The sequence below is a fragment of the Mycobacterium sp. 3519A genome (assembly GCF_900240945.1).
Classification (GTDB): Bacteria; Actinomycetota; Actinomycetes; order Mycobacteriales; family Mycobacteriaceae; genus Mycobacterium.
The window spans coordinates 99,283-123,201 of record NZ_OESG01000011.1; the positions used below are offsets into that span (position 1 = coordinate 99,283).

Genomic DNA, 23,919 nt, shown 5'->3' on the forward strand with positions numbered 1-23,919 from the left:
GCGAACACTACGGCTTGTCGGGGCCCGGCTCTCCCAACTTGCGGCGGATCGCGCCCCACGGATCGGCGTACTGCCCGGGTTGCTTCCAGTAGGCGCCGAGCCGCTGCAGGACCGCCCGAATGAGGGGGGCGAAGAACGGCAGCACGTACCGCGTCCATCCGGCATTCGCGCGCATCTCCGCGAGCATGTCCGGCCACGAATGATGCTGGAACTGCAGGGCTTCCTGCCCGCGCGTGGTGTCCATCCACTCGGTGACGAACCAGTCGTCGTCGTTGTCGGGGTTGCCCGGCCGACCCTTGGGCAGACCGCCCTTGATCCCGCGCGCTTCGGACAGCGCCGACCCGACGTCGCTGTACTGCATCTTGTGCGAGTCGTCACCGGCGATCAGCAGGATCTCGCCGACGACATCGGCGGTGGTCGCCGCGGCGAACGCGAACGCGACATCGCGCACGTCGACCATGTGCACATGGTTGTCTGCGGGCAGAGCGCTCTCGATGTACGCCGCGTCGGCGTCGAGCGGCATGGCGGACGGGTCGACCGACATCACGCCACCGAGTCGGAGCACGACCCAGTCGAGGCGCGATGACCGGACGATCTGCTCGGCCTCGATCTTGTGCGCACTGTAGAGATCTGACGCCTTCATGGGTTCATCCGCGCCCAATGGCGCCCTGAACCGATGGGGGTTGCGCGCGCCGAACACCGCATTGCTCGACGCCTGCACCCAGCGCGGGGGCGTCGGCTGCGCTTCGGCGATGCGGACGAGGGTGGCGGTCGCATCGACATTGACGCGTCGCGCGAGTTTCGGATTGCGGTAGATCGCAGGCGGAATGATCGCCGCCAGATGGATGATCGCCGCCGGGGCGACGTCTGCGATGAGGCGCTGCGCCTGCTGCGGGTCTGTCAGGTCGGCCCAACGGGCCTCGACGCCGGTGGGCAGCTTGGCGGCCGCTTTGCGGTTCGCGGGCGTATCGAGGTCGGCGCCGACCACGCGGCGGCCGTCTGCGGCCAGGCGCTTGACGGTTTCCGAGCCCACCAGTCCGAAGCCGCCCGTGACCAGCACTGTGTCAGGCAAATGCGCTCCTAGCTGCGGATATGGTATTCTCTTTTTGCGAGAGTAGCATACTCGGATTCTGGGGGAACGACTTGGGGAACAGGTCAGGCATGAGCAGCAGCCGGGGGAACCAGCCAGAGACCGCCAAGTGGGACCCGACGTTCACTCGGCAGATCGCCAGTCGACTGGGGCCTTTGGTCAAGCGGTACTTCCGGGCCGAGGTGCGTGGTCTGGAGTCGATCCCGAAGGCCGGTGGGGCGCTGCTGGTCTCGAACCACTCCGGCGGCATGTTCACGCCCGATGTACTGATCTTCGCGCCGGCGTTCTACGACGCGTTCGGATTCGACCGGCCGGTGTACACGCTGGCGCACTACGGCGTGTTCATCGCCAACATCGGGGACTGGTTGCGCCGTGCCGGAGTCATCGAAGCCAGTCGGGAGAACGCGGCCAAGGCATTGCGCGACGGCGCCCTGGTATTGGTGTTCCCCGGCGGTGATTACGACTCGTACCGGCCAACGTTCACGGAGAACGTGATCGACTTCGCCGGCCGCACGGGCTACGTCAGGACCGCCATCCAAACCGGGGTGCCGATCGTGCCGATGGTCTCGATCGGCGCGCAGGAGACCCAATTGTTCCTCGCCAGAGGCGATTCCATTGCCCGTCGGTTGGGTCTGACAAAGGCGCGCATGGCGATATTGCCGATCAGCTTCGGCTTCCCGTTCGGATTGTCGGCGATCTTCCCGCCGAACCTCCCGCTGCCGTCGAAGATCGTCACGCGGGTACTCGATCCCATCGACATCACCGCCGAGTTCGGTGACGACCCGGACATCGACGAGGTGGATTTGCACGTCCGCGCGGTGATGCAGCAGGCGCTCGACGAACTCGCCCGCGAGCGCCGGTTCCCGGTGCTGGGTTAGCCGCCTGCCTTCGCAGGGGCCATTGCGGTGTCGACGGTTCTCGCGTCGGCCAGTCCGCACGCGCGGCGGATCTCGCCGAACGCGTGGATCATCGCGTCCGTCGCCTCGTGCGTGTCGTTGAAGGTGCGGTCATCGGACAACACCGCGATGTCGAGTTGGTCGACGTAGCTCCAGAACGTCATGTTGAATGCACTGGCCGCGGAAAGCACTCCGACGGAATAGATTTCGCTGACCGGCGCGCCGCCGATGTGCCCGCGCTGTCGCGGCCCCGGCACGTTGGACACCGCGACGTTCATGATCTTGTTGCGCGACGCGCGTCTCGACTGCCATCGGAACAGGGCTGGAGTCAGCGGCGGCGGCAGATACTCCATCAGCCGGCCGTGCAGACGCGGTCCCAACAACTCGTTGTCTTCCTTCGCCCTGGTCGCCGCGAGGGCGGTCAACTTCACCCGCTGCAGCGGATCGTCGATGTGCACCGGCAGCGACACGGCAAGGCCGCTGATCTCGTTGCCGGTGATCCGGTCCGGGGACCGGTCGGTGCTGACGGGGACGGAGGCGAGGATGGGCTGATCCGCGCGTCCGTCGTAGCGCAGCAGCAACTCGCGCAGGCCGCCTGCCGCCATCGCCAACACGACGTCGTTGAAGGTGACGCCGAGGTGTTTGGCGGTCTCCTTGACGTCGGCCAACGACAGCGATGCTGTTGCGAATGTCCGTGCGGGGGAGACGATGTGGTTGAGGAACGTCGGCGGGGCCTTGAACATCTTGGCCATATCGGCATCGTCGTCGCGCTCGCGTGCTCTTCGACGGACCCGCGTCGCCCCCTGCGCCGCATCGCGCAGCAGCGCAGGTAATGCGGCGATGTTGCGGCAGTGGTCGAGTTGCGCTGCCCAGAGCAACCGGCGCCTGGTGGGCGGTTCGCAGACGGGATAGTCGTCGTGCTCGTCCTGCGACGGGCCTGCCAGGTCCATCAGCCTGGCCAGCAGGTTGGCCGATGCGACTCCATCGGCCAGTGTGTGGTGCACCTTGCCGATCAGTGCGAACCGGTCGTCGGTCATGCCTTCGGCGAAATGGAACTCCCACAGTGGTTTCGATCGGTCCAACGGGGTGCTGGCGATCTCACCGATCACCTTGTCGAGCTCTCTGCGCCCGCCGGGTGCGGGCACCGGGACGCGTCGCAGGTGGTAGTCGAGGTCGACCGGGCAGTCCTGCAGCCACATCGGGTGGTGCAGCTTCCACGGGATGTCGACGAGTCGGTAGCGCAGCGGGTCCAGCAGGTGCAGTCGCCGCGCGATGGTGCGGCGGAAGACGTCGAAAGTGAACTCGCCGTCGAACTCGGCGGCATGCACGACGGCCACCTTGAGCGTGTGCGTGTGCAGATTCGGCGTTTCGCTGTACAGCAGCATGGCGTCCATGCCGTTGAGTCGCTTCACGTTCCACCCCCCGCGGTCTATCGAAGCACCGCGACGGGCAAGATCGTGTCGCTTTCAGCGAGCTAGTCGCACGTTATTTGAGGCAGCTGCCCCCGTCGACCGGCAGGGTGACGCCGGTGATGTAGCGGGCTTCGTCGGATGCCAGGAACAGCACCGCGTTGGCGATGTCCTCGGGCTCGACCCAGCCGATCGGCAGCGTGTGCATCAGCTGGCCGACGACCTTCATGTCGTCGGGGCCCGGGTTCTCCAGGTCGGGGCGGAACAGTTTCATGGTGGGTTCGTTCATGAACAGCGGGGTGTTCACGTTGGTCGGGTGCACCGAGTTGACCCGGATGTTCTGCGCACCGAGTTCGACGGCGAAGGTGCGCATCAGGCCCACCACACCATGTTTGGCCGCGACGTAGTGGCCGGTGTGCGGGTAGGCCTTGAGCCCACCCACTGAGCTGGTCAAGATTATGGAGCCGCCGCGCCCGCCCTCGAGGATGTGTGGCACACCGGCTTTCACGGTCTTCCATACCCCGCCCAGGTTGATGTCGATCATGGCGGTCCAGTCGGTTTCGCTGGTCTTGTCCAGGGTTTGGCCGCCGTTGCCGATGCCCGCGTTGGCCACGATGATGTCGAGGCGGCCGAGTTGTTCGACGCCGGTGTCGACGGCGGCTTTGAGCGCGTCGTAGTCGCGGACGTCGACCTCGGCGGTATAGATACGCCGGTTGTGGCCCTTGACCAGATCGGCGGTCTCGGCCAGATCCTCCGGCGTGGAGGCGGCGATCAGGTCGACGGTGTCGATCTTCTTGCAGATGTCGACGGCGATGATGTCGGCGCCCTCCTGGGCCAACCGCACCGCATGCGCGCGGCCCTGCCCACGTGCCGCACCGGTGATGAAAGCGACCTTGCCCTCTACACGTCCTGCCATGTCTGTCGTCCCTTTACTGATGGTTGTTTTCTGTCGGTTGTCAAATGAAAGTGGGCATGGACTCCCAGCCGCGGACGGCGGTCGTCTGCGACGGACGAGCGTTCGGCCAGTCCACCTCCCAGGTCGGGAACCTCTTGAGAATCTCCTCGAGCGCGATACGGCCCTCGAGACGGGCCAGCGCATTGCCCATGCAGAAGTGAGTCCCAGCCCCGAATGTCATGTGCGAGTGCTGCTCTCGATGAATGTCGAACACGTCGCCGTCCGGCGGGAAGCGGCGGTGGTCACGGTTGGCGGCACCGACCAGCATCAGCATTGCGGATCCTTCCGGCACCGTCTGACCGTGGTACTCGACATCGCGGGTGACGTATCGCGCGATCTGGAGCGCGGGCGGTTCCCAGCGCAGGATCTCCTCGATCGCCTGTGGGATCAGCGCGGGATTCTCGGCCAGTTCGCGACGTTGGTCGGGGTGTTCGGCCAACGTCTTGCCTGCCCAGCCGATCAGCCGGGTGGTGGTTTCTGCGCCCGCCGTGGCGACGACGGTCAGGTACATCAGCAGTTCGTCGCGCCGTAGTCGCCGCAAAGTGCCGGTCTCGTCGGTGAATTCGGCATTGAGCAGATCGGTCATGATGTCGTCAGAGGGGTGCTCGGTGCGATAGTCGATGAACTCGGCGAACACCTCGCCGGTGGCCAGCAGTTCCACTTCCTTGTTCTGCAGGGTGGCTTCACCGTGGTCGGTGACCCGGCGCTGGTCTTCTTCCGGAATGCCGAGCAGCATCCCGATCACCCGCATGGGCATCTGCTCACCGAGGTCGTTGACGAAATCGAAACGGCCCGTGCCCATCAGCGGGTCCAGGCACCGGGCGGTGAACTCACGGATCTGTGGTTCCAGGGCTAGCACCTTGCGGGGGGTGAACATCCGCGACAGTAGGTTGCGGTGGATGTTGTGGATCGGCGGATCCTCGAAAATCAATGTGCCGGGCGGGATTTCCATGCCGGACTTGATGATCTCGAGCAACGCGCCGCGGCCGGAGATGAATGTCTCGTGGTCGATGAGCGCTTTGTTGACATCGTCGAAACGACTCAATGCGTAGAAGTCGTGCTTGTCGTTGTAGTACAGCGGCGCTTCTTCGCGGATGCGGGCGAACACCGGGTACGGGTTCATGTTGAGGTCGACGCTGTACGGGTCGTAATACAACTCGTCCGCTGTCGCGGTGTCCTGCACGTCGGAGTTCTCCGCACTGATCGTCACGGTGTTGCCTTTCGCTGCATCCCGGAGGCGTAAGACATATGTACTGCATTTGTCTCACAACTCTGGCACCGGGTCCCCGCGGGTGTCAACAACGGACTCCTTTTTCGCAACTTAAGCTCTCCGCTTAGAAGAATTCGCTTCTCAACAGGGTGATCGGGGGTTGTGTTGTGCCGCAACGGGTTCGCCTATTCGCCTGGGAAACGCAGGAGGGCTTCCTGGCCGTAGGAGGCGACCAGTGTGCCGTCCTCGGTCAGGATGTCGCCCCTGCCGAAGCTGCGCCCGTGCGCCAGCACCGGGCTGTGCTGCCGCAGCAGGAACCAGGAATCCGTGCGGAAGGGGCGATGAAACCACATGGTGTGGGACGTGACCGCGGAGGTGAACCATGTTCCGTTGCCGCGCTGGCTGACCCCGGCCATCGGCCGCAGGGCCGTGCCGATGAGAGTGAGGTCGGTGCTGTAGGCGGCCAGCGCCTGCGCCAGGTCCGTGTCAACGGCGGGCGTGCGCATCCACACTTCGAACTCCGGCGGACCGGTCGTTGTGGCGTTGAGGTCCACCGTCGTTCGGCTTTCCCACGGGATGAGGTCGAGCGCGATTCGATGCTCGGGGCCCAGGACTTCGGGTGCGTCGGCGACGGATTGGCGGGACGGGCCGTCCTCCACGACGTGCATGCAGACCGACGATGTCGCGACCACCCCGCGGCTCTGCCGGGCGGTGATGGTCACGGTGGCGAAAGAGCGGCCCTCGTGGTGCCGGGTGGCCTGATAGCGGACGGGTTCGTCGGCGGTGCCTTCGCGGGCGAACACCGCGTGCTGTGACTTGACGACCTTGTCCGGACATACCGTCGACGCGATCCGGATGAACTGTGCGAGCAGTTGCCCGCCGAAAATCCGGTGGTATTCCAGCTGCTGATTGCGGCCCTCGAACTCGGTGACCCCGTCGCCGCCGGTGACCGGGTCAAGATCAAGGCACGCGAGCAGATCGGGCCAGAGATCGGACACGCACGCCAGTGTAAGCCCGATTCTACGGCTATGAGAACGTAATTCTCGCGCTAGCTGGCGGCGAATCCGTGGGAGCAGAAGTCCCAGACTTCGTCCGCGGTGATCGGGTGGCCGGCGCCGTCCTCAGGCTCGCCGCTGTGCTGCGAGACGAACATCACGGTCTGCATCGTCATCGCGGCCATCCGCTTGGGATTGATGCCCTGGCGCAATTGGCCGGCCTCGGCCGCCGCTTCCATCAGCTCGGTGAGCAGCGCCAACAGCGGTGCGTGGGCGATGTTGACCTCGGACGGATGGGAGACAAGTAGCCGGGGTGCGAAGTCGGTGAACAGCGGCCGCTTTGCCGTCGGGTCGGGCCGCGAGGACTCGAACAGCAGCTGGACGGCGACTTTGAGGCGTTCGAGGGGGTCTTTCTGGCTCGATGTGGCGGCCCGGATCTGATCGGCGGAGCGACTCAGAGCGTCCTCGAACAACGCGAGCAGCAGTTCGTGCTTACCATCAAACTGCAGGTAGAAGCTGCGTAGGGACTGCCGCGAACGGTCGACGACCTCTTGGACGGTGAAGTCGGTGCTGCCCTTTTCGATGATGATCGCCTGGGCGGCGTCGAGGAACCGCTGAACGCGCTGTGCGGCCCGGAGCTTCGCTGTCTTGATCGATCGCTCGACCGCGCGTTGCTTCCAGGCGGGTTCTTCGCTGGGACTGGTCACCGGCGGCTCGGATCCAGGCCGATTGGGGAGAACATGCACTGACTGTACCGGAGAACGCCTTGCCATCGCGGTCCTCGACCCCCTCGCGGTTTACGTGCCAGAGATTGTAACTTTCTCATCATGAGAATAGTATTCTCATTTTGGAGATAACAGTAGCCTTTGGATTTTTCTTCCCGGGAGCGCCGTGTGCAATTGACCTTCGACGCTGACGTCGAGGCCTTCCGCGCGGAGTTCGCGGCCTTCCTGGACGAGCACCTTCCCTCCGAGGCCGAGGCGCTGGCGCGGTCGCGATCGAGCAGTCACGTGCCGCAGTGGGCGCGGCGCTGGCAACGGTTGATGTTCGACCACGGCTGGTTGTTGCCCGGCTATCCACCCGAGTTCGGCGGCCGAAACGCAACGTTGTTGCAGCAGTACGTGCACCAGGAAGAACTGGCACGTCGCCGCGTATATCTGACGTTCAATCCGCAGGGCGTCGGCATCATCTCCGCGTCGCTGATCTCCTTCGGCACGCCGGAACAACAACAACGGTGGGCGGTGCCCATCCTGCGCGCGGAGATGACGGCCTCGCTGGGGATGAGCGAACCCGGGGCGGGCTCCGATCTGGCGTCGCTGCGCACGCGGGCCGAGTCAGACGGCGACCACTTCGTCGTCAACGGGCAGAAGGTGTGGACGTCGGGTGCCCACGACGCGGATGTGCTGCTGACTTTTGTTCGCACCGATCCGAATGCCGCCAAGCACAAGGGGATCAGCGCACTGATGATTCCGACGGACCTACCCGGTGTGGTCCGTCGCCCGTTCGCGTCCGCGTGCGACCGCGACGATCTGGACTTCAACGAGGTCTTCTTCAACGACGTGCGGGTGCCCGCCGAGAATCTGGTCGGACCGCTGAACGAGGGCTGGCGGGTGGCCAGCGGCTCGCTGGGGCACGAACGAAACATGTTGTGGCTGAGTTACGCCGACCGACTGCAGGAGTTGGTGGAGGACTTCCGGCCGGCCACTGCCCTCAACCGTGACCGGTACGCCACGCTGGTGATGGACAACCAGGCGTTGCGGTTGATGGGGTCGATCGCGTTGGCGCGCGCGGCGCGCGGCGACGAGGATCCCGCCGCGCTGTCGGTGCTCAAGCTGTTCGGGTCGGAAGCCTCACAGACGGCGTCCGAACACGCTATGAGCGCCTCGCGCGCTGACGCCCTGGTGCATCCCGCGATGTCGGGCCCGTACAGCGCGCACCATCTCGACTTGTACCGCAGCGGCTGGTTCGAGCGCTACGTCCGGTCATTCGGCGGCACCATCGCCGGCGGCACTTCGGAAATCCAGCGAAACATCATCGCCCAGCGAGGGCTGGGCTTGCCCCGAAATTGAGGAATGACCGTGTACATCGACTACGAGGTCGCCGATCGCATCGGCACCATCACACTGAACCGGCCGGAAGCCGCCAACGCGCAGAATCCGGAACTGCTCGACGAACTCGACGCCGCCTGGACCCGCGCTGCCGAGGACCCCGATGTCGCGGTGATCATCCTGCGCGCCAACGGAAAGCACTTCTCTGCGGGACATGATCTGCGGGGCGGCGGGCCGGTGCCGGACAAGATCACGCTCGACTTCATCATCCAGCACGAGGCCAAGCGGTATCTCGAGTACACCCTGCGTTGGCGTAACGTCCCCAAGCCGTCGATCGCCGCGGTCCAGGGCCGGTGCATCTCAGGTGGACTGCTGTTGTGCTGGCCGTGTGACCTGATCATCGCCGCCGACGACGCGCAGTTCTCCGACCCGGTCGTGCTGATGGGCATCGGCGGCGTCGAATATCACGGGCATACTTGGGAATTGGGGCCGCGAAAGGCGAAGGAGATCCTGTTCACCGGCCGCTCGATGACAGCCGAAGAGGTGCTGAGCACCGGCATGGTCAACCGTGTCGTGTCGCGGGCCGAGCTCGATTCCGAGACCCGCGCCTTGGCCGAGCAGATCGCCAAGATGCCGCCGTTCGCGCTGCGCCAGGCCAAGCGCGCCGTCAACCAGACTCTTGATGTGCAGGGGTTCTACGCGGCCATCCAGTCGGTGTTCGACATTCACCAGACCGGCCACGGCAACGCGCTGAGTGTCGGCGGGTGGCCGGTGTTGGTGAACCTCGACGAGATGAAGGCCAACATCAAATAGCCTCGCCCCTCCCGCCGAGCGACCCCAAAATGTACGCGCTCACCGGCGTGTCGCCGTACAGACACGGTCACTCGCGCGCAGGAAGGGTTACATCACGGGTTAGAGCTCGGCCAGCCTTGGTGCCGATCCGCGCGCCCGCAGCCCCGCCCCGGCCCGGCGGGTGAGTTCCTTTGCGCTGCCGAGCAATCCGTCGATCACCAGCGCCCGCTTCACGTGCCGGTGCAGGTCGTGTTCAGCGGTGAAGCCGATGCCGCCGAGCACCTGCTGGCAGTGCCGTGCGGCGGTCAGTGCGGCCTTGCCCGCGGCCGCTTTGGCCAGCATCGCGCTCAGGTCGGGACTCTCTGTGCCCGGCAGGATCAGCGTCGCTTCTGCGCCCTCGATGGCCACCAACGTCTCGGCCAGCCTGTGCCGGACCGCTTGGAACGACGCGATCGGCCGACCGAACTGAACCCGGTCGAGCGCGTGCTGGCGGGCCAGGCTCAGCATCGCCCTCGCCGAGCCCACCAGCCACCAGCCCAGCGCCCGGCGGGCTTCGCCCATCCGCATCAACTCGCCGTCGGGCACGCGTCGTAGCGGCAGCCCGCCAAGTGTCGAGTCGACGCTGTTCGAGCGTTCCCACACCACCCATCCGCCGCCGGCGTACGGCATGGGCGGTGTCCCGCCGGGCAGACCGCCGATGGTCTCGAGCAGCACGTCGTTGATAACCGAAGCGTGCGAACCGGTTTCGCCGAGCAGCCGGAACACCAGCGGGATCGCTGCGTCCGGCATGTCGGACAGCATGTCGGCCCAGCCCATGTCCGCCAGGGCGGCATCCAGATCGGTGCCGGACGCTGAGAGCATGGTCTTGCGCAGCCCGTCCTCGAGGAGATCGAGTTCGGAGTTCTCGGTCACCTTCACTCCTTCCCGAGGTCCAGCAGTCGGCGGGCGATGATGTTGCGCTGCACTTCGGCGGTGCCGCCGTAGATGGTGGCCGCCCGCGAGTACAGATACTCGGTGCGCCATGGGGTTTCGTCGAGTTCAACGGCGCCGGGCAGCAGATCGCGCGCGGTGTCGAAGAGTCGCTGTTCTGCGCTGCCCAGTAACACCTTGTCGATCGAGGTGTCGGGACCGAGCTTGTGGCCGTCGCCGAGTCGGTGCTGGGTGGCCCTGGACCGGCAGCGCAGGGTGTGCAGCGCCAGATACGTCTCGCCCAGATCCGAATCCACGCTCTGCCCTTGCCGTTTCACCTCGTCGATCAGCGCGTCGAACCGCGAGTAGAGGTACGCGACGCGCTGCCAGAAGCACGTCGAGCGCTCGTAGGGCAGCAAATCCATGGCCAGCCGCCAACCGTCGCCGGGGTTGCCGAGCATCCGGTTCGCGGGCACCGCCACGTCGTCGAAGTACACCTCGCAGAACTCGTCGACGTCGTGCATGGTGCGCAATGGACGCACCGTGACGCCGGGACTGTCCAGATCGACGAAGAACGCGGTGAGTGCCTCGTGGTTGGGGGTGTCTGCGTCACCGGTGCGGGTCAGCAGGATGCACCGGGTGGCGTACTGGGCGAAGCTGGTCCACACCTTCTGGCCGTTGACGATCCACTGATCGCCGTCTTGGATGGCGCGGGTGCTCAGCGACGCCAGATCGCTGCCGGAGCCCGGTTCGGAGAAGCCTTGACACCACGATTCCTCGCCGGACAGCAGCCGCGGCACCATCTCGGCGGCCAATTCCGGCCGCGCGTAGTCGATCATTGTCGGGGTCAGCACGTCGAGCATCGAATACGGCCCGGGATGGTCGATTCCGCGTCCGACGATCTCTTCGCCGACGATCGCGCGCAGGATGTCGGGGCCGCCCAGGCCGCCTGCCGATTCCGGCCAGCCGTACCGCATCCAACCCGCGTCGTACAACGCCTTCAGCACGCGAAGGTGCTGTGTCTGGTGCGCGTCGAGGGAGTCGTCACCCGGCGGGGGAGTGAGGTCGTTCTCGTTGAGCCATTCCCTTAGTGCGGTGCGGAATGCGACGGGGTCGTACAGGTCGCCCGTCATCCTGCTTCCGGCCTACCGATCGCGTGGGGGCGGCCGGAGTCGTGGTCGCCGCTACGCCGAATGAAGGTCATGGCACGGGTTTTCAGCCGCCAGCCGTCTTCGGTGCGGACGTAGGTGTCGTTGTAATAGCCGATGCGCATGTCGTGCTTGGAGTGTTCGATGAAGCACAGCGGTTGGGTTCCGGTGGCGGCGTCCGGGTCGTCGGGATCGAGGTTGATCAGCGCGGTGCCCGTCATGAACAACCCCTTGGGCGCGGCGTCGACCAGTTCGGGGAAGCGGGCCAGCGTATAGGTGGAGCCGAACGCACTGTAGGTGCCGTCTGGGGTGAACACCGAAATCAGCCCGTCGATATCGCCCTGCGTGATCGTCACCGCGTACTTGGCGAGGGTCTGCTGGATCTCGACCAGATCCTCAATTCGACTGCTCATGTTTGAAGACCTTACCGCCCTTCATTACAAAGTTGACATCCCGTGTAACGCTGATATCCGCCAGTGGATCGCCGGGCACCGCGATGATGTCGGCGAGATTGCCCTCGGCGATGCGGCCCAGGTCCGGTTTGTCGATCAGGTCCGCGGCGACCGCGGTGGCGGCGCGCAGCACCGCGTCGGCGGGCATGCCCCACTCGACCAGCGTGACCAGTTCGTCGGCGTTGCGGCCGTGCGGGATCGCGGGCGCGTCGGTGCCGACGGCGATCTTCACGCCCGCCTCGTAGGCTGCCTTGATCGACGTGCGCGCCTTGGGAAACATTTCGGCGGCCTTGTCCTGCAACTCTTTTGGCGCCTTGGATACGTCCATGGCCTCCGCCAGCCGTCGGGTGGTGACCAGGAACCGGTCGTTGTCCACCATCATCTTCATGGCTTCGTCGTCCATCAGGAAGCCGTGCTCGATGCAGTCGATGCCGCACTCGATGGCGTGTTTGACCGCCTCGGCACCGTGCGTGTGGGCTGCCACCTTGAGCCCACGGCGGTGCGCCTCGTCGACGATGGCGCGCAGTTCCTCGTCCGAATAGTGTTGTGCGCCGGCCTCACCGGTCAGCGACATCACCCCACCTGAAACGCAGACCTTGATCAACTGCGCGCCGTGCTTGATCTGATAGCGCACGGCCTTGCGGATCTCGTCGACGCCGTTGGCGATGCCCTCTTCGACCGTCAGTTCAAGCGCGCCTGGCATGAACGCCGCGAACATCGTCGGGTCGAGATGCCCACCGGTCGGGGTGATCGCATGGCCGGCGGGGATCACCCGCGGCCCGTCGATCCAGCCTGCGTCGATCGCCTTGCTCAGCGCGACGTCGAGCAGGTAACCGCCTGTCTTGACGAACAATCCGAGGTTGCGCACAGTGGTGAAGCCCGCGCGCAGCGTGCGCCTGGCGTTGCCCACCGCGCGTAGCATGCGGGTCGGCGGATCGTCCTGCACCTGCGACAGGCCGGGGTTCTCGCCGCGCCCGCCCATCAGGAGGTTGACCTCCATGTCCATCAGGCCGGGCAGCAGGATCGCGTCGCCGAGATCGATGACGTCACCGTCTGCGGCGCCTCCGACGCCGACGATCCGGTCGCCTTCGACCCGAACGATCCCGGGCCGGACGATCTCGCCGGCGTCGACGTCGAGCAGACCGGCCGCCTTCAGGGTCAGCATGATCGCGCCGAGACTACGGTTGTTGACGGATTTCCGCCGAATTCCATCAGGAACCGTAGTTTCGGCGGGGTGTTGTGCACGTTCAGACCACCGGCTCCTTGATGCATGTGATGTATGTTGCGCCACTGTCGAGTACGCGGGGCTGTTTCCACACCTCGATCGGGAACGACACGTTCACCAGTGACTGCATCATGTGGATGAGCGCCTTGGCGTCGTCGGGCATGCCGTCCAACGGGAACCTGGCGTCGCAGTACTCCATCACGGCCTCGAGTCGCGGGAACGCGGCGTCGTAGAACTCCTGCATCTCGGCCATGGTCGAGGACAACCGCTTCTGGTAGCGCTCTTCCTCGGTGGGCAGGCACCAGTCGGTGAACCGTTCGAGGTCGGCGAACTCCTCGGGCAACTTAGGCATTGATCGCGTCCTTCTCGGCGGCCGTGGCTGGGGTCTGGCCGTTGGTCAGACCCTTCTCCTTCTTGTAGGCGTTCACGTAGTCCCACGCTGTCTTGTGCAGGTGACGCAGCAGAATCTCCTGATCGCACAACGGGAATTCCTTGACCACCCGGGTATTGATCATCGTCTGGGTGGCCTCCAGAGTGTTCGCGTCCTGGAACGCGTACTCCTTGAAGGTGACCGCCGCCAGTTCGTGTGCAAGTCGCTCGCGGGTGTTCGTGGCCGGGACGAAGTACAGCGTGCACTCGAAGATGTGCTTGTCCACGTCGGTGGGCCAGTAGTGGTAAGTGAGGTACCAGCCCGGCGCCCACAACAGCAGCGTGAAGTTCGGGAAGAACTCGAACGAGTCCTGACCCCAGGCGTGATGGCGTGACGGATTGACGGCAGGCGGCAATTCGTCAGGCAGAATGCCTTTGATCTTCGGCCGGTCCCACGGGCCGAACAACCCGCTGTGCAGCACCCGTTCGATGGGCTTGACCATGCTCTCGTCCTTCGGCGGACTCATTCCGCCCCATGACGAGATCATCGAGTGGCGGCCCTTGATGTCGTAGTGCAGGGCCTCGAAGCCGTAGCTGGCCAGCTTCTCGGCTTCCTCTTTGACCGCCTGCTTCATGTGCAGGACCGGCGCGTGGTAGAACTCGACGAACGCGTCGATGAACAGCTTCCAGTTCGAGTTGACTTCGGCTCGGTACGAATACGTTTCGGTCATTTCGTGGAAGGGATAGCCCTCCAGACCTTTCGCGAAGTCGCCGAGATAGTCGACGAGCGGTTCGGCATCGTTGTCGAAGTTGATGAAGATGAAGCCTTCCCACACTTCGCAGCGCACCGGAACCAGGCCGTAGTCGGCCTTGTTCAGGTCGAAGAACTCGCCCTCCTGCTGAACGAAGGTCAGATCGCCCTTCAAGGAGTAGCGCCAAGCGTGGTACTTGCAGGTGAACTGGCGGCACGTACCGGACACTTCCTCGCCCGGATAGTCGTTCCACACCAGCTTGTTTCCGCGGTGGCGGCACATGTTGTAGAAGGCGCGCACCTCGTTCTCGCCGTCCTTGACGATGATCACCGAGGTTCCTACGCCTGCCGACGGCATCTCGCGGGTGAAGTAGCTGCCCTTCTTGGGCAGCCGTTCGATGCGGCCGACGTTCAGCCAGCACCTTCTGAAGATCGCCTGCTGCTCGAGCTTCCACTGCTCTGGGTCGATCGAATCCGTGTAGTCGACGGGCGCGGTGCCGAGCTCCGGCCAGTTCTCTGTCCAGCTACCGGCTGCCGGTTTCGGGAAGAATGCCACTGTTGAACTACCTCTCCTGGTCGGGTTCTACGCCAAAGGTGTTGATGGCCATGGCAAGTGCGCCATAGCAGCCGATCGTGAAGACGAGATCCATCCGCTGTCGCTCATCGAGATGCTCCGAGAGCGACGCCCACGTCGCGTCCGAGATCACCGATTTGTCTTGGAGTTCGTCGACGGCGCGCAATACGGCCTGGTCGAGTCCGTCGGACGCCTCGCCGTGCTGGATACCGTCGATCACCTCGTCGGTGAGTCCGGCTTCCTTGCCCATCCGGACGTGGTGGTTCCACTCGTACTCGGACCCGTGCACGTGCGCGACGCGCAGCACCGCGAGCTCTCGCAGGCGCGCCGACAGCGTCGACGAGTACAGCAGGTGGCTGTTGAAACGCAGGAAGGCCCGGGTCAGCTTCGGATGCCGGACGAGCGTGGCCAGCAGGTTGCCCGCGGCCTCGGGATTGCGGCGCTCAGGGGGCAGCAGGCCAGACAGGGCGTGGTCGACAGCGTCGTCCCACTCCTCCGCCGGCAGCGGGGATACCCGCACGGACCGTCTCCTCTCACTCGCGAGAATCAGATTCTCATTATTTGCCAATAGGTTTCCACCTTTTCGGCAATTGGTCAATGCGAGCAATCAGAACCGCCGGTCACCGACGCGCCCGCGCGGGCGCAACGGTGCTGCCTGCGGCCTATGTGCCCGGTTACGGACATTGATTCTCGCTGTATGAGAAGGTAGTTTCCTGAGATAGAGAACATCACTGGTCCAACGGTGCTCCGGCGCCGACGGAAGGAACAGGCATGAATAAAGAGGACATGATTCTGATCAGCGTGGATGACCATGTGGTCGAGCCGCCGGACATGTTCAAGAATCATCTGCCGAAGAAGTATTTGGATGAGGCGCCGCGGTTGGTGCATAACCCGGATGGTTCGGATACTTGGCAGTTCCGTGATGTGGTGATCCCGAATGTGGCGCTCAATGCGGTTGCGGGTCGGCCGAAGGAGGAGTACGGGCTGGAGCCGCAGGGTTTGGATGAGATCCGGCCGGGGTGTTGGAAGGTCGATGAGCGGGTCAAGGACATGAATGCCGGAGGCATTCTGGGCTCGATCTGCTTTCCGTCGTTTCCGGGTTTCGCCGGCCGGTTGTTCGCCACTGAGGATCCGCAGTTTTCGTTGGCGTTGTTGCAGGCCTACAACGATTGGCATGTCGAGGAGTGGTGCGGGCAGTATCCGGCGCGGTTCATTCCGATGTGTCTGCCGGTGATCTGGGACGCCGAAGCGTGCGCGGCCGAGGTGCGCCGCAACGCCAAACGCGGTGTGCATGCGTTGACGTTCACCGAGAATCCGGCCGCGATGGGGTATCCGTCGTTTCATGATGATTACTGGACGCCGTTGTGGGAGGCGTTGGTGGATACCGACACGGTGATGAATGTGCATATCGGGTCGTCGGGCCGGTTGGCGATCACCGCGCCGGATGCGCCGATGGATGTGATGATCACTTTGCAGCCGATGAACATCGTGCAGGCCGCGGCGGATTTGTTGTGGTCCAAGCCGATCAAGAAGTACCCCGATCTCAAGGTCGCGTTGAGTGAGGGTGGTACCGGCTGGATTCCCTACTTTTTGGAGCGTGCGGATCGCACCTATGAGATGCATTCCACCTGGACCGGCCAGGACTTCAAGGGCAAGCTGCCCTCGGAGGTGTTCCGGGAGCACTTCTTGACCTGTTTCATCTCCGATCCGGTGGGGGTCAAACTGCGCAACGAGATCGGTATCGACAACATCTGCTGGGAAGCCGACTACCCACACTCCGACAGCATGTGGCCGGGGGCGCCTGAGCAGCTGCACGAGGTGTTGACCGCCAACAATGTCCCCGACGACGAGGTCAACAAGATGACCTTCGAAAACGCGATGCGCTGGTATCACTGGGACCCGTTCACCCACATCTCGAAGGAGCAGGCCACGGTCGGCGCGCTGCGCAAGGCCGCCGAGGGCCACGACGTCTCCATCCAGGCGCTGTCCAAGCACGAGCATGGCGGCGCGAACTTCGCGGACTTCGCCGCGAATGCCAAGGAGTTGACCGGCAATAAGGACTAAGTCGTAGTTTCTAGTGTGAAGTGCGCCGGTGCGAATGGACCGTTTCACGCACCGGCGTACTGCTATGTGACCTGAGGAGATGACGCAGTGCCCGGCGGGATGAGTTTCGAGCTGACCGAGGATCAGGAGCTGATCCGCAAGTCCGTCGCCGAGCTGGCAGGCAAGTTCGACGACCACTACTGGATGCAGAAGGACCAGGCGCACGAATTCCCCCAGGAGTTCTACGACGCCATCGCCAAGGGCGGCTGGCTCGGCATGACCATCCCGGAGGAATACGGCGGACACGGCCTCGGCATCACCGAAGCCACCCTGCTGCTCGAGGAGGTCGCGCGCTCGGGCGCGGCGATGAATGGTGCCAGCGCCATCCACCTGTCGATCTTCGGCATGCAGCCGGTGGTCAAGCACGGCTCCGAGGAACTCAAGAAAGCGACGTTGCCGCGAATCGTCAACGGCGACCTGCACGTCTGCTTCGGCGTCACCGAACCCGGTGCGGGGCTTGACACTTCACGCATCACCACTTTCGCCAAGCGCGAGGGCGACCACTATCGCGTCAACGGTCGAAAGGTCTGGATCTCCAAGGCGCTGGAGTCGGAGAAGATCCTGCTGCTGACGCGCACCACGCCGTACGACGAGGTGACCAAGAAGACCGACGGCATGACGCTGTTCCTGACCGATCTGAATCGCGACCACGTCGACATCCGGCCGATCAACAAGATGGGCCGAAATGCGGTGAGCTCCAACGAGGTTTTCATCGACGACCTGATCGTGCCGGTCTCCGACCGCGTCGGCGAGGAAGGCAAGGGCTTCAAGTACATCCTCGACGGGCTCAACCCCGAGCGGATGTTGATCGCCGCCGAGGCGCTCGGCATCGGCAGGGTGGCGCTGGAGAAGGCCGTCAGGTACGGCAACGAACGGGTCGTCTTCAACCGGCCGATCGGCATGAACCAGGGTTTGCAGTTCCCGCTTGCGGACTCCCTGGCGCGGCTCGACGCCGCGGAGTTGGTGCTGCGCAAGGCAACCTGGTTGTACGACAACGGAAAACCCTGTGGGCGCGAGGCGAATACGGCCAAGTACTTGTGTGCCGACGCCGGCTTCGGCGCGGCCGATCGCGCCCTGCAACTGCATGGCGGGATGGGCTACTCCGAGGAGTACCACGTGTCGAGGTACTTCCGCGAGTCGCGGCTGATGAAGATCGCGCCGGTCAGTCAGGAGATGATCCTGAACTTCCTCGGCGAACACGTGCTCGGCCTACCCAGGAGCTACTGATGACGTATTTCGACCTGACCGGCCGCTCGGCCCTGGTGACCGGGGCCGCAGGCGGAATCGGCTCAGCGGTGGCAACCGCGCTGGCCGAAGCGGGCGCCGCTGTGCTCGTCACCGACCTCGACAAGGACGCCGCCGCCGCTGTGGCCGAACGCATTTCGGATGCGGGCGGCCGGGCCGAGTCCGCCGCGCTCGACGTGTCCGACCGCGACTCCGCCGACGCGGCCGCGGCGCAGGCAGCGGCGCTTGCCGACGGTGCGCTGCACGTCGTGATCAACAACGCGGGCGTCACCAAACCTGCGATGTTCGAGAAGACCACCCAGGAGTCGTTCCGACTGCTCTTCGACATCCATGTGATGGGCGCCTTCAACGTCACGCAGGCGGCGCTGCCGTACATCCCGACCGACGGCACCGGCCGCATCGTCAACGTGACGTCGGCCGCCGGCCTCACCGGCACGCTCGGCCAGGTCAACTATTCGGCGGCCAAGGCCGGCATCATCGGCTTCACCAAATCGCTGGCCCGCGAACTGGCGACCAAGAACATCAATGTCAACGCGTTGGCCCCGTTGGCGGCGACGCCGATGACCGAAACCATCCGCACCAACGAGAAATTCGCGGCCAACATGCGCAACCGCATCCCGATGAAGCGGTGGGCTGAGCCGTCGGAGATCGCGGGCGCCTTCGTGTTCATGGCCTCGAACGCCGCGTCGTACATCACCGGGCAGGTGCTGCCCGTCGACGGCGGCATGGTGATGTGACGACGTCACCTGCACCGCTTGCCGGTGTCACCGTCGTGGCCATGGAACAGGCCGTCGCCGCGCCGATGTGCACACGCGTCCTCGCCGACTTCGGGGCCCGCGTCATCAAAGTGGAGAATCCCGACGGCGGCGACTTCGCGCGTCACTACGACGACGTGGTCAACGGACCGGGTGGTCTCGCCGCGCACTTCGTATGGTGCAACCGCGGCAAGGAATCGATCACTCTCAACACCAAATCGGCTGCGGGCCTTGAGCTGTTGCACCGGCTGCTGGACCGCGCCGATGCCTTCGTGTCGAACCTCGCCCCCGGCGCCACCGCGAAGATGGGTATCTCCGCAGCCGATCTCGCCGAACGTCACCCCAACGTCATCCCCGTCGAAATCGACGGGTACGGGCCCGGCGGCCCCATCTCGCACAAGCGCGCGTACGACCTTCTCGTGCAGGCGGAATCGGGATCCTGCGCCATCACCGGGTATCCGGGGATGCCTGCCAAACCCGGGCCCGCAATGGCGGACTTCAGCACCGGCCTGTACGCCGCGATCTCCATCCTGGCGCTGCTGTTCGGCCGCACCCACCGGCCCCAAGACACGCCCGCGCCCGCCGTCGAACTCAGCCTGTTCGACGTGATGACCGACGTCATGGGCTACGCGCTGACCTACACCCAGCACTCCGGCATCGACCAGGAGCCGCTCGGCGTCGGCTCACCCGCGGTGGCCCCCTATGGCGCATTCGCCACCCGCGACGACCAGACCGTCGTGCTCGGCACCACCAACGACCGCGAATGGCAACGGGTGGCCAGGGGGATCATCGAGCGCCCCGACCTGGCCGACGATCCGCGGTTCGCCACCAACCCGGGCCGCTGTGCGCACCGCGAGATCCTCGACGAGGCCATCGGATCCTGGTGCAAACAGCACGATCTCGCGGAAATCCAGAAGATCGCCGACGCCGCAGGAATCGGCAACTCCCGCTACAACCTGCCGAGCGAAGTCGTGGTGCACCCGCACTTGACCGCGCGGGACCGCTGGCGCACCGTGGCCACACCCAAGGGCGACATCCAGGCGCTGCGCCCGCCGCCGGTGATCCGCGGCTTCGAACAACCCATGGGCGCGGTGCCCGGCCTCGGCGAACACACCGACACGGTGCTGCACGAACTGGGGCTGACCGCCGAGGACATCGACCGGCTGCGCGCCGATAACGTGATCGGGCCAACGTACTCGTGAGCGTGTTGCTGATTTCCGATGCCGACGGCGTGCGGACGCTGACGCTGAACCGCCCCGAGCGCAAGAACGCGATCAATCCGCAGCTCTGGCACGAGCTGGCCGACGCGCTACGGGCCACCGCCCGTGACGATGTGCGCGCGCTGGTGATCACCGGCGCAGGCGGCGCGTTCTGCTCCGGCGCGGACATCTCCACGCCCGAAGACATCCACCCCAGACACAAACTGCGCCGGCTCACCGACGTCGCGCTGGCACTGCATGAGCTGGCCATCCCGACCATCGCGAAGGTCGACGGGGTGGCGGTCGGCGCTGGATGGAACCTCGCGCTCGGCTGTGATCTCGTGGTGGCGACGCCCGAATCGCGCTTCTGCCAAGTGTTCTCAAAACGCGGGCTGTCCGTCGACCTCGGCGGCTCCTGGTTGCTGCCGAAACTGGTAGGCCTGCAGCAGGCCAAGCGTCTGGTGCTGCTGGCCGAGACCATCGACGCCGACGAGGCGCGCTCGCTCGGGTTGGTCACCTGGGTGCGGGCCGTCGACGAGATAGACGCGTTCGTCGCGGACCTGGCGGGCCGACTCGCGGCGGGCCCGCCCGTCGCGTTGGCGCAGAGCAAGGCGCTGCTCAACGACGGGGCGAACGCGACCCTGCGTGAGGCGGTGGCCAACGAGGCCCGGGCGCAACCGGGCAACTTCGCTACCGCAGACTCAATCGAGGCCTACGCGGCGTTCGCCCAGAAACGCGACGCGGTGTTCACTGGTCGGTGGGCCGTACCGAGATCGGAGTAGACAACATGCGTGAAACGGTGATCGTGGAGGCGGTGCGCACGCCCGTCGGCAAGCGCAACGGCGGACTGTCGGATATGCACGCCGCCGACCTGTCGGCGATCGTGCTCAACGCGTTGGCCGAACGTGCAGGCATCGACCCCGAGATCGTCGACGACGTGGTGTGGGGTTGCGTCTCGCAGGTCGGCGACCAGTCGAGCAACATCGGTCGCTACTCGGTGCTGGCCGCCGGGTGGCCGGAGACCATCCCCGGCACCACCGTCAACCGGGCATGCGGATCGAGCCAGCAGGCGTTGGACTTCGCGGTGCACGCGGTGATGTCCGGTCAGCAGGACGTCGTGGTGGCAGGCGGCGTCGAGGTGATGAGCCGGGTGCCGCTGGGCGCCGCCCGCGCCACCGGCATGCCGTACGGACCCAAAGTGCTTGCCCGCTACGGGGATTTCTCGTTCAACCAGGGCATCTCGGCGGAACTGATCGCGCAGAAGTGGGGCTTCTCCCGCACCCGTCTCGACGAATACTCGGCGCGGTCCCACGAGCTTGCCGCCAAGGCGCAGGACGAAGGCGCGTTCGAAACCCAAGTGATGCCGGTCTTCACCGGCGGTGAACCCGTGGTGGCCGACGAGGGCATCCGCCGCGGCACCACCGTCGAGAAACTCGCCGGTCTCAAGCCGGCGTTCAAGGAGGACGGCGTCATCCACGCGGGCAACTCGTCGCAGATCTCGGACGGCGCGGCGGCGCTGCTGGTGATGACGGCCGACAACGCTGTCACGATGGGTCTGACGCCGATCGTGCGCTACCGGGCGGGCGCCGTGACCGGGGCCGACCCGGTGCTGATGCTGACCGGGCCGATCCCGGCCACCGAAAAGGTGCTGCACAAGGCGGGCGTGACAATCGACGAGGTCGGGGTGTTCGAGGTCAACGAGGCCTTCGCGCCCGTGCCGTTGGCGTGGCTGGCCGAGACCGGAGCCGACGAGAACAAGCTCAACCCGCTCGGCGGCGCCATCGCACTCGGCCACCCGCTGGGCGCATCGGGCGCGGTGCTGATGACCCGCATGATCAACCACATGCGCGACAACGGGATTCGCTTCGGCCTGCAAACCATGTGCGAAGGCGGTGGCACGGCCAACGCCACGCTAGTAGAACTCATCGCTTAGCGATGGAAGTAGAACTCATCGCTTAGCGATGGAAGTAGAACTCGTCGCATAGACAGGGATTTGGATGCAACGCGATCTGTTCACCTCCGACCACGAGGCGTTCCGTGAACTCGCCCGCGACTTCGTCGAGAAGGAGGTGGTTCCGCACTATCCCGAGTGGGAGAAGGGCGGACGGATGCCCCGCGACGTGTTCAAGCAGATGGGTTCGCTTGGCATGCTCGGGATGGCCATCGGCGAGGAATACGGCGGCGGCGGTGCACCTGACTACCGCTACAACGTCGTGCTGCAGGAAGAAGCGGCGCGCGCATTGGTGACGCTGTCGACGGTGCGCACCCAACTCGAGGTCATCGTGCCGTACTTCCTGCACTACGCGAACGAGGAGCAGCGCAAGCGGTGGTTCCCGGGACTGGCCGCGGGCACTCTGCTCACCGCCATCGCGATGACCGAACCCGGCACCGGGTCGGACCTGGCGGGCATGCGCACCACCGCGGTGCGCGACGGCGATGACTGGATCATCAACGGCGCCAAGACATTCATCACCGGAGGGATGCAGGCCGATCTGGTGATCGTGGTGGCCCGCACCGCCACCGATCCGGACAACCGCCGCAAGGGGCTCACGCTGTTCGTCGTCGAGGACGGCATGGCGGGATTCACCCGAGGCCGTGTGCTCGAGAAGATGGGCTGCAAGGTCCAGGACACCGCGGAACTGTCGTTCGTCGACGTCCGGGTGCCCGCGGCCAACATGCTGGGCGAGGAGGGCGAGGCGTTCGGCTACCTCGGCCACAACCTGCCGCAGGAGCGGCTCACCGTCGCGGTCGGCTCGGTGGCACAGGCGCGGTCGGCGATCGCCGCGGCCATCGATTACACCAAGAACCGCAAGGCATTCGGCACACCCGTCGCGTCGTTCCAGAACACCAAGTTCGAGCTGGCTGCCTGTTCGACGGAGGTGGAGGCCGGCCAGGCGATGCTGGACCGCGCGATCGCCCTCCATGTCGAGGGCGAGTTGTCGGCCGCTGACGCCGCCCGGGTCAAACTGTTCTGCACCGAGATGCAGCAGCGAGTCATCGACCGGTGTCTACAGTTGTTCGGCGGATACGGCTACATGATGGAGTACCCCATCGCCCGGTTGTACACCGACGCTCGGGTGGCACGCATCTATGCGGGCACAAGCGAAGTGATGAAGGTGATCATCGCGAAGTCGCTGGGACTCTGACCATGAGCGAGTTTTCGACCGAACACCGCGAAGCCTACCTGCGCTCCGGCGGCGCGCAGGGCCACATCATGGATCTCACCGACCGGGGTGGCCACGCCTTTACGACCCACTGCCTGATCAGGGTGACCGGCCGCAAATCCGGTGAGACGCGGATTGTGCCACTGATCTACGGTGATTTCGGCGGTGAGGTCGTGATCGTCGGGTCCAAGGGCGGCGCCGACCAGCATCCCGAGTGGTACCTCAACCTGACCGCGGCCCCCGAAGTCGACTTCCAGATCGCCACCCAAGCCTTCCGCGCCACCTGGCGTGAGCCCGAAGGCGAAGAGCGGCACAGGGTCTGGGACTTCATGTGCCGCGCCTTCCCGCCCTACCTCAACTATCAGAGGGCCACGGCGCGGCATATCCCGCTGGTCATGATGACGCCCATCGCGGCCATCGACGTGTTTCAGTAAACCGCGAAACGGCATTCCAGCACGCCCCCACTCGCACTTTCCGTGCGTGGATGCAGTCTCGCGCGGACGGTCAGGCGCGGGCCGCCCGCGGTCCGCTGACCAGCGGTGTAGCAAAGATCCAAACCCAATTTCGGTGAGACGCTTGTCACAGCGGCGAAACCTACCTACTGTGTGTTCACTAGGTTGGTTGAACGAA

General features: G+C 65.1%; 24 protein-coding genes. 11 read left to right on the plus strand and 13 right to left on the minus strand.

Annotation, left to right across the window (positions count from 1 at the left end):
- Window positions 1-7: 7 nt before the first annotated feature.
- Window positions 8-1,072, minus strand: a complete 1,065-nt coding sequence (locus C1A30_RS00630; protein WP_101946360.1) for an NAD(P)-dependent oxidoreductase — start codon at window positions 1,070-1,072, stop codon at window positions 8-10.
- A gap of 89 nt (window positions 1,073-1,161) precedes the next feature.
- Between C1A30_RS00630 and C1A30_RS00635 the strand changes: the two genes are divergently transcribed.
- Window positions 1,162-1,968 carry a lysophospholipid acyltransferase family protein gene (locus tag C1A30_RS00635; protein WP_101946361.1) on the plus strand — a complete coding sequence of 269 codons (807 nt, stop codon included), beginning with the start codon at window positions 1,162-1,164 and terminating at the stop codon, window positions 1,966-1,968.
- Here C1A30_RS00635 and C1A30_RS00640 read toward each other — a convergent pair.
- From C1A30_RS00640 to C1A30_RS00660, 5 genes are all read right to left on the minus strand, one after another.
- A complete protein-coding gene (locus C1A30_RS00640; RefSeq protein ID WP_101946362.1) occupies window positions 1,965-3,398 on the minus strand; it encodes a wax ester/triacylglycerol synthase family O-acyltransferase in 1,434 nt (477 codons plus the stop codon). The genes C1A30_RS00635 and C1A30_RS00640 overlap by 4 nt on opposite strands.
- Before the next feature lie 73 nt (window positions 3,399-3,471).
- Window positions 3,472-4,311 (minus strand): mycofactocin-coupled SDR family oxidoreductase, encoded by an 840-nt coding sequence (locus tag C1A30_RS00645; protein WP_101946363.1) that lies wholly within the window; start codon window positions 4,309-4,311, stop codon window positions 3,472-3,474.
- Between the two features lie 40 nt (window positions 4,312-4,351).
- Window positions 4,352-5,473, minus strand: a complete 1,122-nt coding sequence (locus C1A30_RS00650; RefSeq protein ID WP_369974088.1) for a cytochrome P450 — start codon at window positions 5,471-5,473, stop codon at window positions 4,352-4,354.
- Window positions 5,474-5,745: 272 nt separating this feature from the next.
- A complete protein-coding gene (locus C1A30_RS00655) occupies window positions 5,746-6,558 on the minus strand; it encodes an acyl-CoA thioesterase II (protein WP_101946365.1) in 813 nt (270 codons plus the stop codon).
- A 50-nt stretch (window positions 6,559-6,608) separates the two neighbouring features.
- Window positions 6,609-7,262: a TetR/AcrR family transcriptional regulator gene (locus C1A30_RS00660; RefSeq protein ID WP_200828118.1), complete on the minus strand. Its 654-nt coding sequence runs from the start codon at window positions 7,260-7,262 to the stop codon at window positions 6,609-6,611.
- A gap of 186 nt (window positions 7,263-7,448) precedes the next feature.
- Here C1A30_RS00660 and C1A30_RS00665 point away from each other — a divergent pair, with 186 nt between their 5' ends.
- Both C1A30_RS00665 and C1A30_RS00670 read left to right on the plus strand, forming a co-directional pair.
- The gene (locus tag C1A30_RS00665; RefSeq protein WP_101946367.1) at window positions 7,449-8,624 is read left to right on the plus strand and encodes an acyl-CoA dehydrogenase family protein; all 1,176 of its coding nucleotides are present in this window, start codon (window positions 7,449-7,451) and stop codon (window positions 8,622-8,624) included.
- A gap of 9 nt (window positions 8,625-8,633) precedes the next feature.
- On the plus strand, window positions 8,634-9,416 hold the full coding sequence (locus tag C1A30_RS00670) for an enoyl-CoA hydratase (RefSeq protein WP_101946603.1): 783 nt from the start codon (window positions 8,634-8,636) through the stop codon (window positions 9,414-9,416).
- A gap of 99 nt (window positions 9,417-9,515) precedes the next feature.
- On the opposite strand, the gene C1A30_RS00675 is transcribed toward C1A30_RS00670, so the two are convergent.
- The 7 genes from C1A30_RS00675 to C1A30_RS00705 all read right to left on the minus strand — a co-directional run bounded on the left by C1A30_RS00675 (window position 9,516) and on the right by C1A30_RS00705 (window position 15,343).
- Window positions 9,516-10,256 carry an acyl-CoA dehydrogenase family protein gene (locus C1A30_RS00675; protein ID WP_101946604.1) on the minus strand — a complete coding sequence of 247 codons (741 nt, stop codon included), beginning with the start codon at window positions 10,254-10,256 and terminating at the stop codon, window positions 9,516-9,518.
- 53 nt (window positions 10,257-10,309) lie between these two features.
- A complete protein-coding gene (locus C1A30_RS00680) occupies window positions 10,310-11,437 on the minus strand; it encodes an acyl-CoA dehydrogenase family protein (protein WP_101946368.1) in 1,128 nt (375 codons plus the stop codon).
- A complete protein-coding gene (locus tag C1A30_RS00685) occupies window positions 11,434-11,865 on the minus strand; it encodes a nuclear transport factor 2 family protein (RefSeq protein ID WP_101946369.1) in 432 nt (143 codons plus the stop codon). The genes C1A30_RS00680 and C1A30_RS00685 overlap by 4 nt, the downstream gene beginning before the upstream one ends.
- Window positions 11,849-13,069 (minus strand): amidohydrolase family protein, encoded by a 1,221-nt coding sequence (locus C1A30_RS00690; protein WP_101946370.1) that lies wholly within the window; start codon window positions 13,067-13,069, stop codon window positions 11,849-11,851. The genes C1A30_RS00685 and C1A30_RS00690 overlap by 17 nt, the downstream gene beginning before the upstream one ends.
- An 82-nt stretch (window positions 13,070-13,151) precedes the next feature.
- A complete protein-coding gene (locus C1A30_RS00695) occupies window positions 13,152-13,481 on the minus strand; it encodes a hypothetical protein (protein WP_067810255.1) in 330 nt (109 codons plus the stop codon).
- Complete coding sequence (locus C1A30_RS00700; RefSeq protein ID WP_101946371.1) at window positions 13,474-14,805, minus strand: SRPBCC family protein; 1,332 nt, start codon at window positions 14,803-14,805, stop codon at window positions 13,474-13,476. Before C1A30_RS00700 ends, C1A30_RS00695 begins: the two co-directional genes overlap by 8 nt.
- Before the next feature lie 7 nt (window positions 14,806-14,812).
- Window positions 14,813-15,343 carry a carboxymuconolactone decarboxylase family protein gene (locus C1A30_RS00705; protein WP_101946372.1) on the minus strand — a complete coding sequence of 177 codons (531 nt, stop codon included), beginning with the start codon at window positions 15,341-15,343 and terminating at the stop codon, window positions 14,813-14,815.
- A 251-nt stretch (window positions 15,344-15,594) separates the two neighbouring features.
- On the opposite strand from C1A30_RS00705, the gene C1A30_RS00710 reads away from it, so the two are divergent.
- From C1A30_RS00710 to C1A30_RS00745, 8 genes are all read left to right on the plus strand, one after another.
- Complete coding sequence (locus C1A30_RS00710) at window positions 15,595-16,887, plus strand: amidohydrolase family protein (protein WP_101946373.1); 1,293 nt, start codon at window positions 15,595-15,597, stop codon at window positions 16,885-16,887.
- A gap of 99 nt (window positions 16,888-16,986) precedes the next feature.
- Entirely contained in the window at window positions 16,987-18,153 is a 1,167-nt protein-coding gene (locus tag C1A30_RS00715) for an acyl-CoA dehydrogenase family protein (protein WP_101946374.1), read from the plus strand.
- Window positions 18,153-18,908 carry an SDR family NAD(P)-dependent oxidoreductase gene (locus tag C1A30_RS00720; RefSeq protein WP_101946375.1) on the plus strand — a complete coding sequence of 252 codons (756 nt, stop codon included), beginning with the start codon at window positions 18,153-18,155 and terminating at the stop codon, window positions 18,906-18,908. The genes C1A30_RS00715 and C1A30_RS00720 overlap by 1 nt, the downstream gene beginning before the upstream one ends.
- Window positions 18,905-20,128, plus strand: coding sequence for a CaiB/BaiF CoA-transferase family protein (locus C1A30_RS00725; protein ID WP_255413172.1), 1,224 nt, complete (start codon window positions 18,905-18,907; stop codon window positions 20,126-20,128). Before C1A30_RS00720 ends, C1A30_RS00725 begins: the two co-directional genes overlap by 4 nt.
- 2 nt (window positions 20,129-20,130) lie before the next feature.
- Window positions 20,131-20,907, plus strand: coding sequence for an enoyl-CoA hydratase/isomerase family protein (locus tag C1A30_RS00730; RefSeq protein WP_101946605.1), 777 nt, complete (start codon window positions 20,131-20,133; stop codon window positions 20,905-20,907).
- A gap of 5 nt (window positions 20,908-20,912) precedes the next feature.
- Window positions 20,913-22,058: a thiolase family protein gene (locus C1A30_RS00735; protein WP_101946607.1), complete on the plus strand. Its 1,146-nt coding sequence runs from the start codon at window positions 20,913-20,915 to the stop codon at window positions 22,056-22,058.
- Between the two features lie 64 nt (window positions 22,059-22,122).
- A complete protein-coding gene (locus tag C1A30_RS00740) occupies window positions 22,123-23,271 on the plus strand; it encodes an acyl-CoA dehydrogenase family protein (RefSeq protein ID WP_101946376.1) in 1,149 nt (382 codons plus the stop codon).
- Between the two features lie 2 nt (window positions 23,272-23,273).
- Window positions 23,274-23,723: a nitroreductase/quinone reductase family protein gene (locus tag C1A30_RS00745; protein ID WP_101946377.1), complete on the plus strand. Its 450-nt coding sequence runs from the start codon at window positions 23,274-23,276 to the stop codon at window positions 23,721-23,723.
- Window positions 23,724-23,919 lie beyond the last annotated feature (196 nt).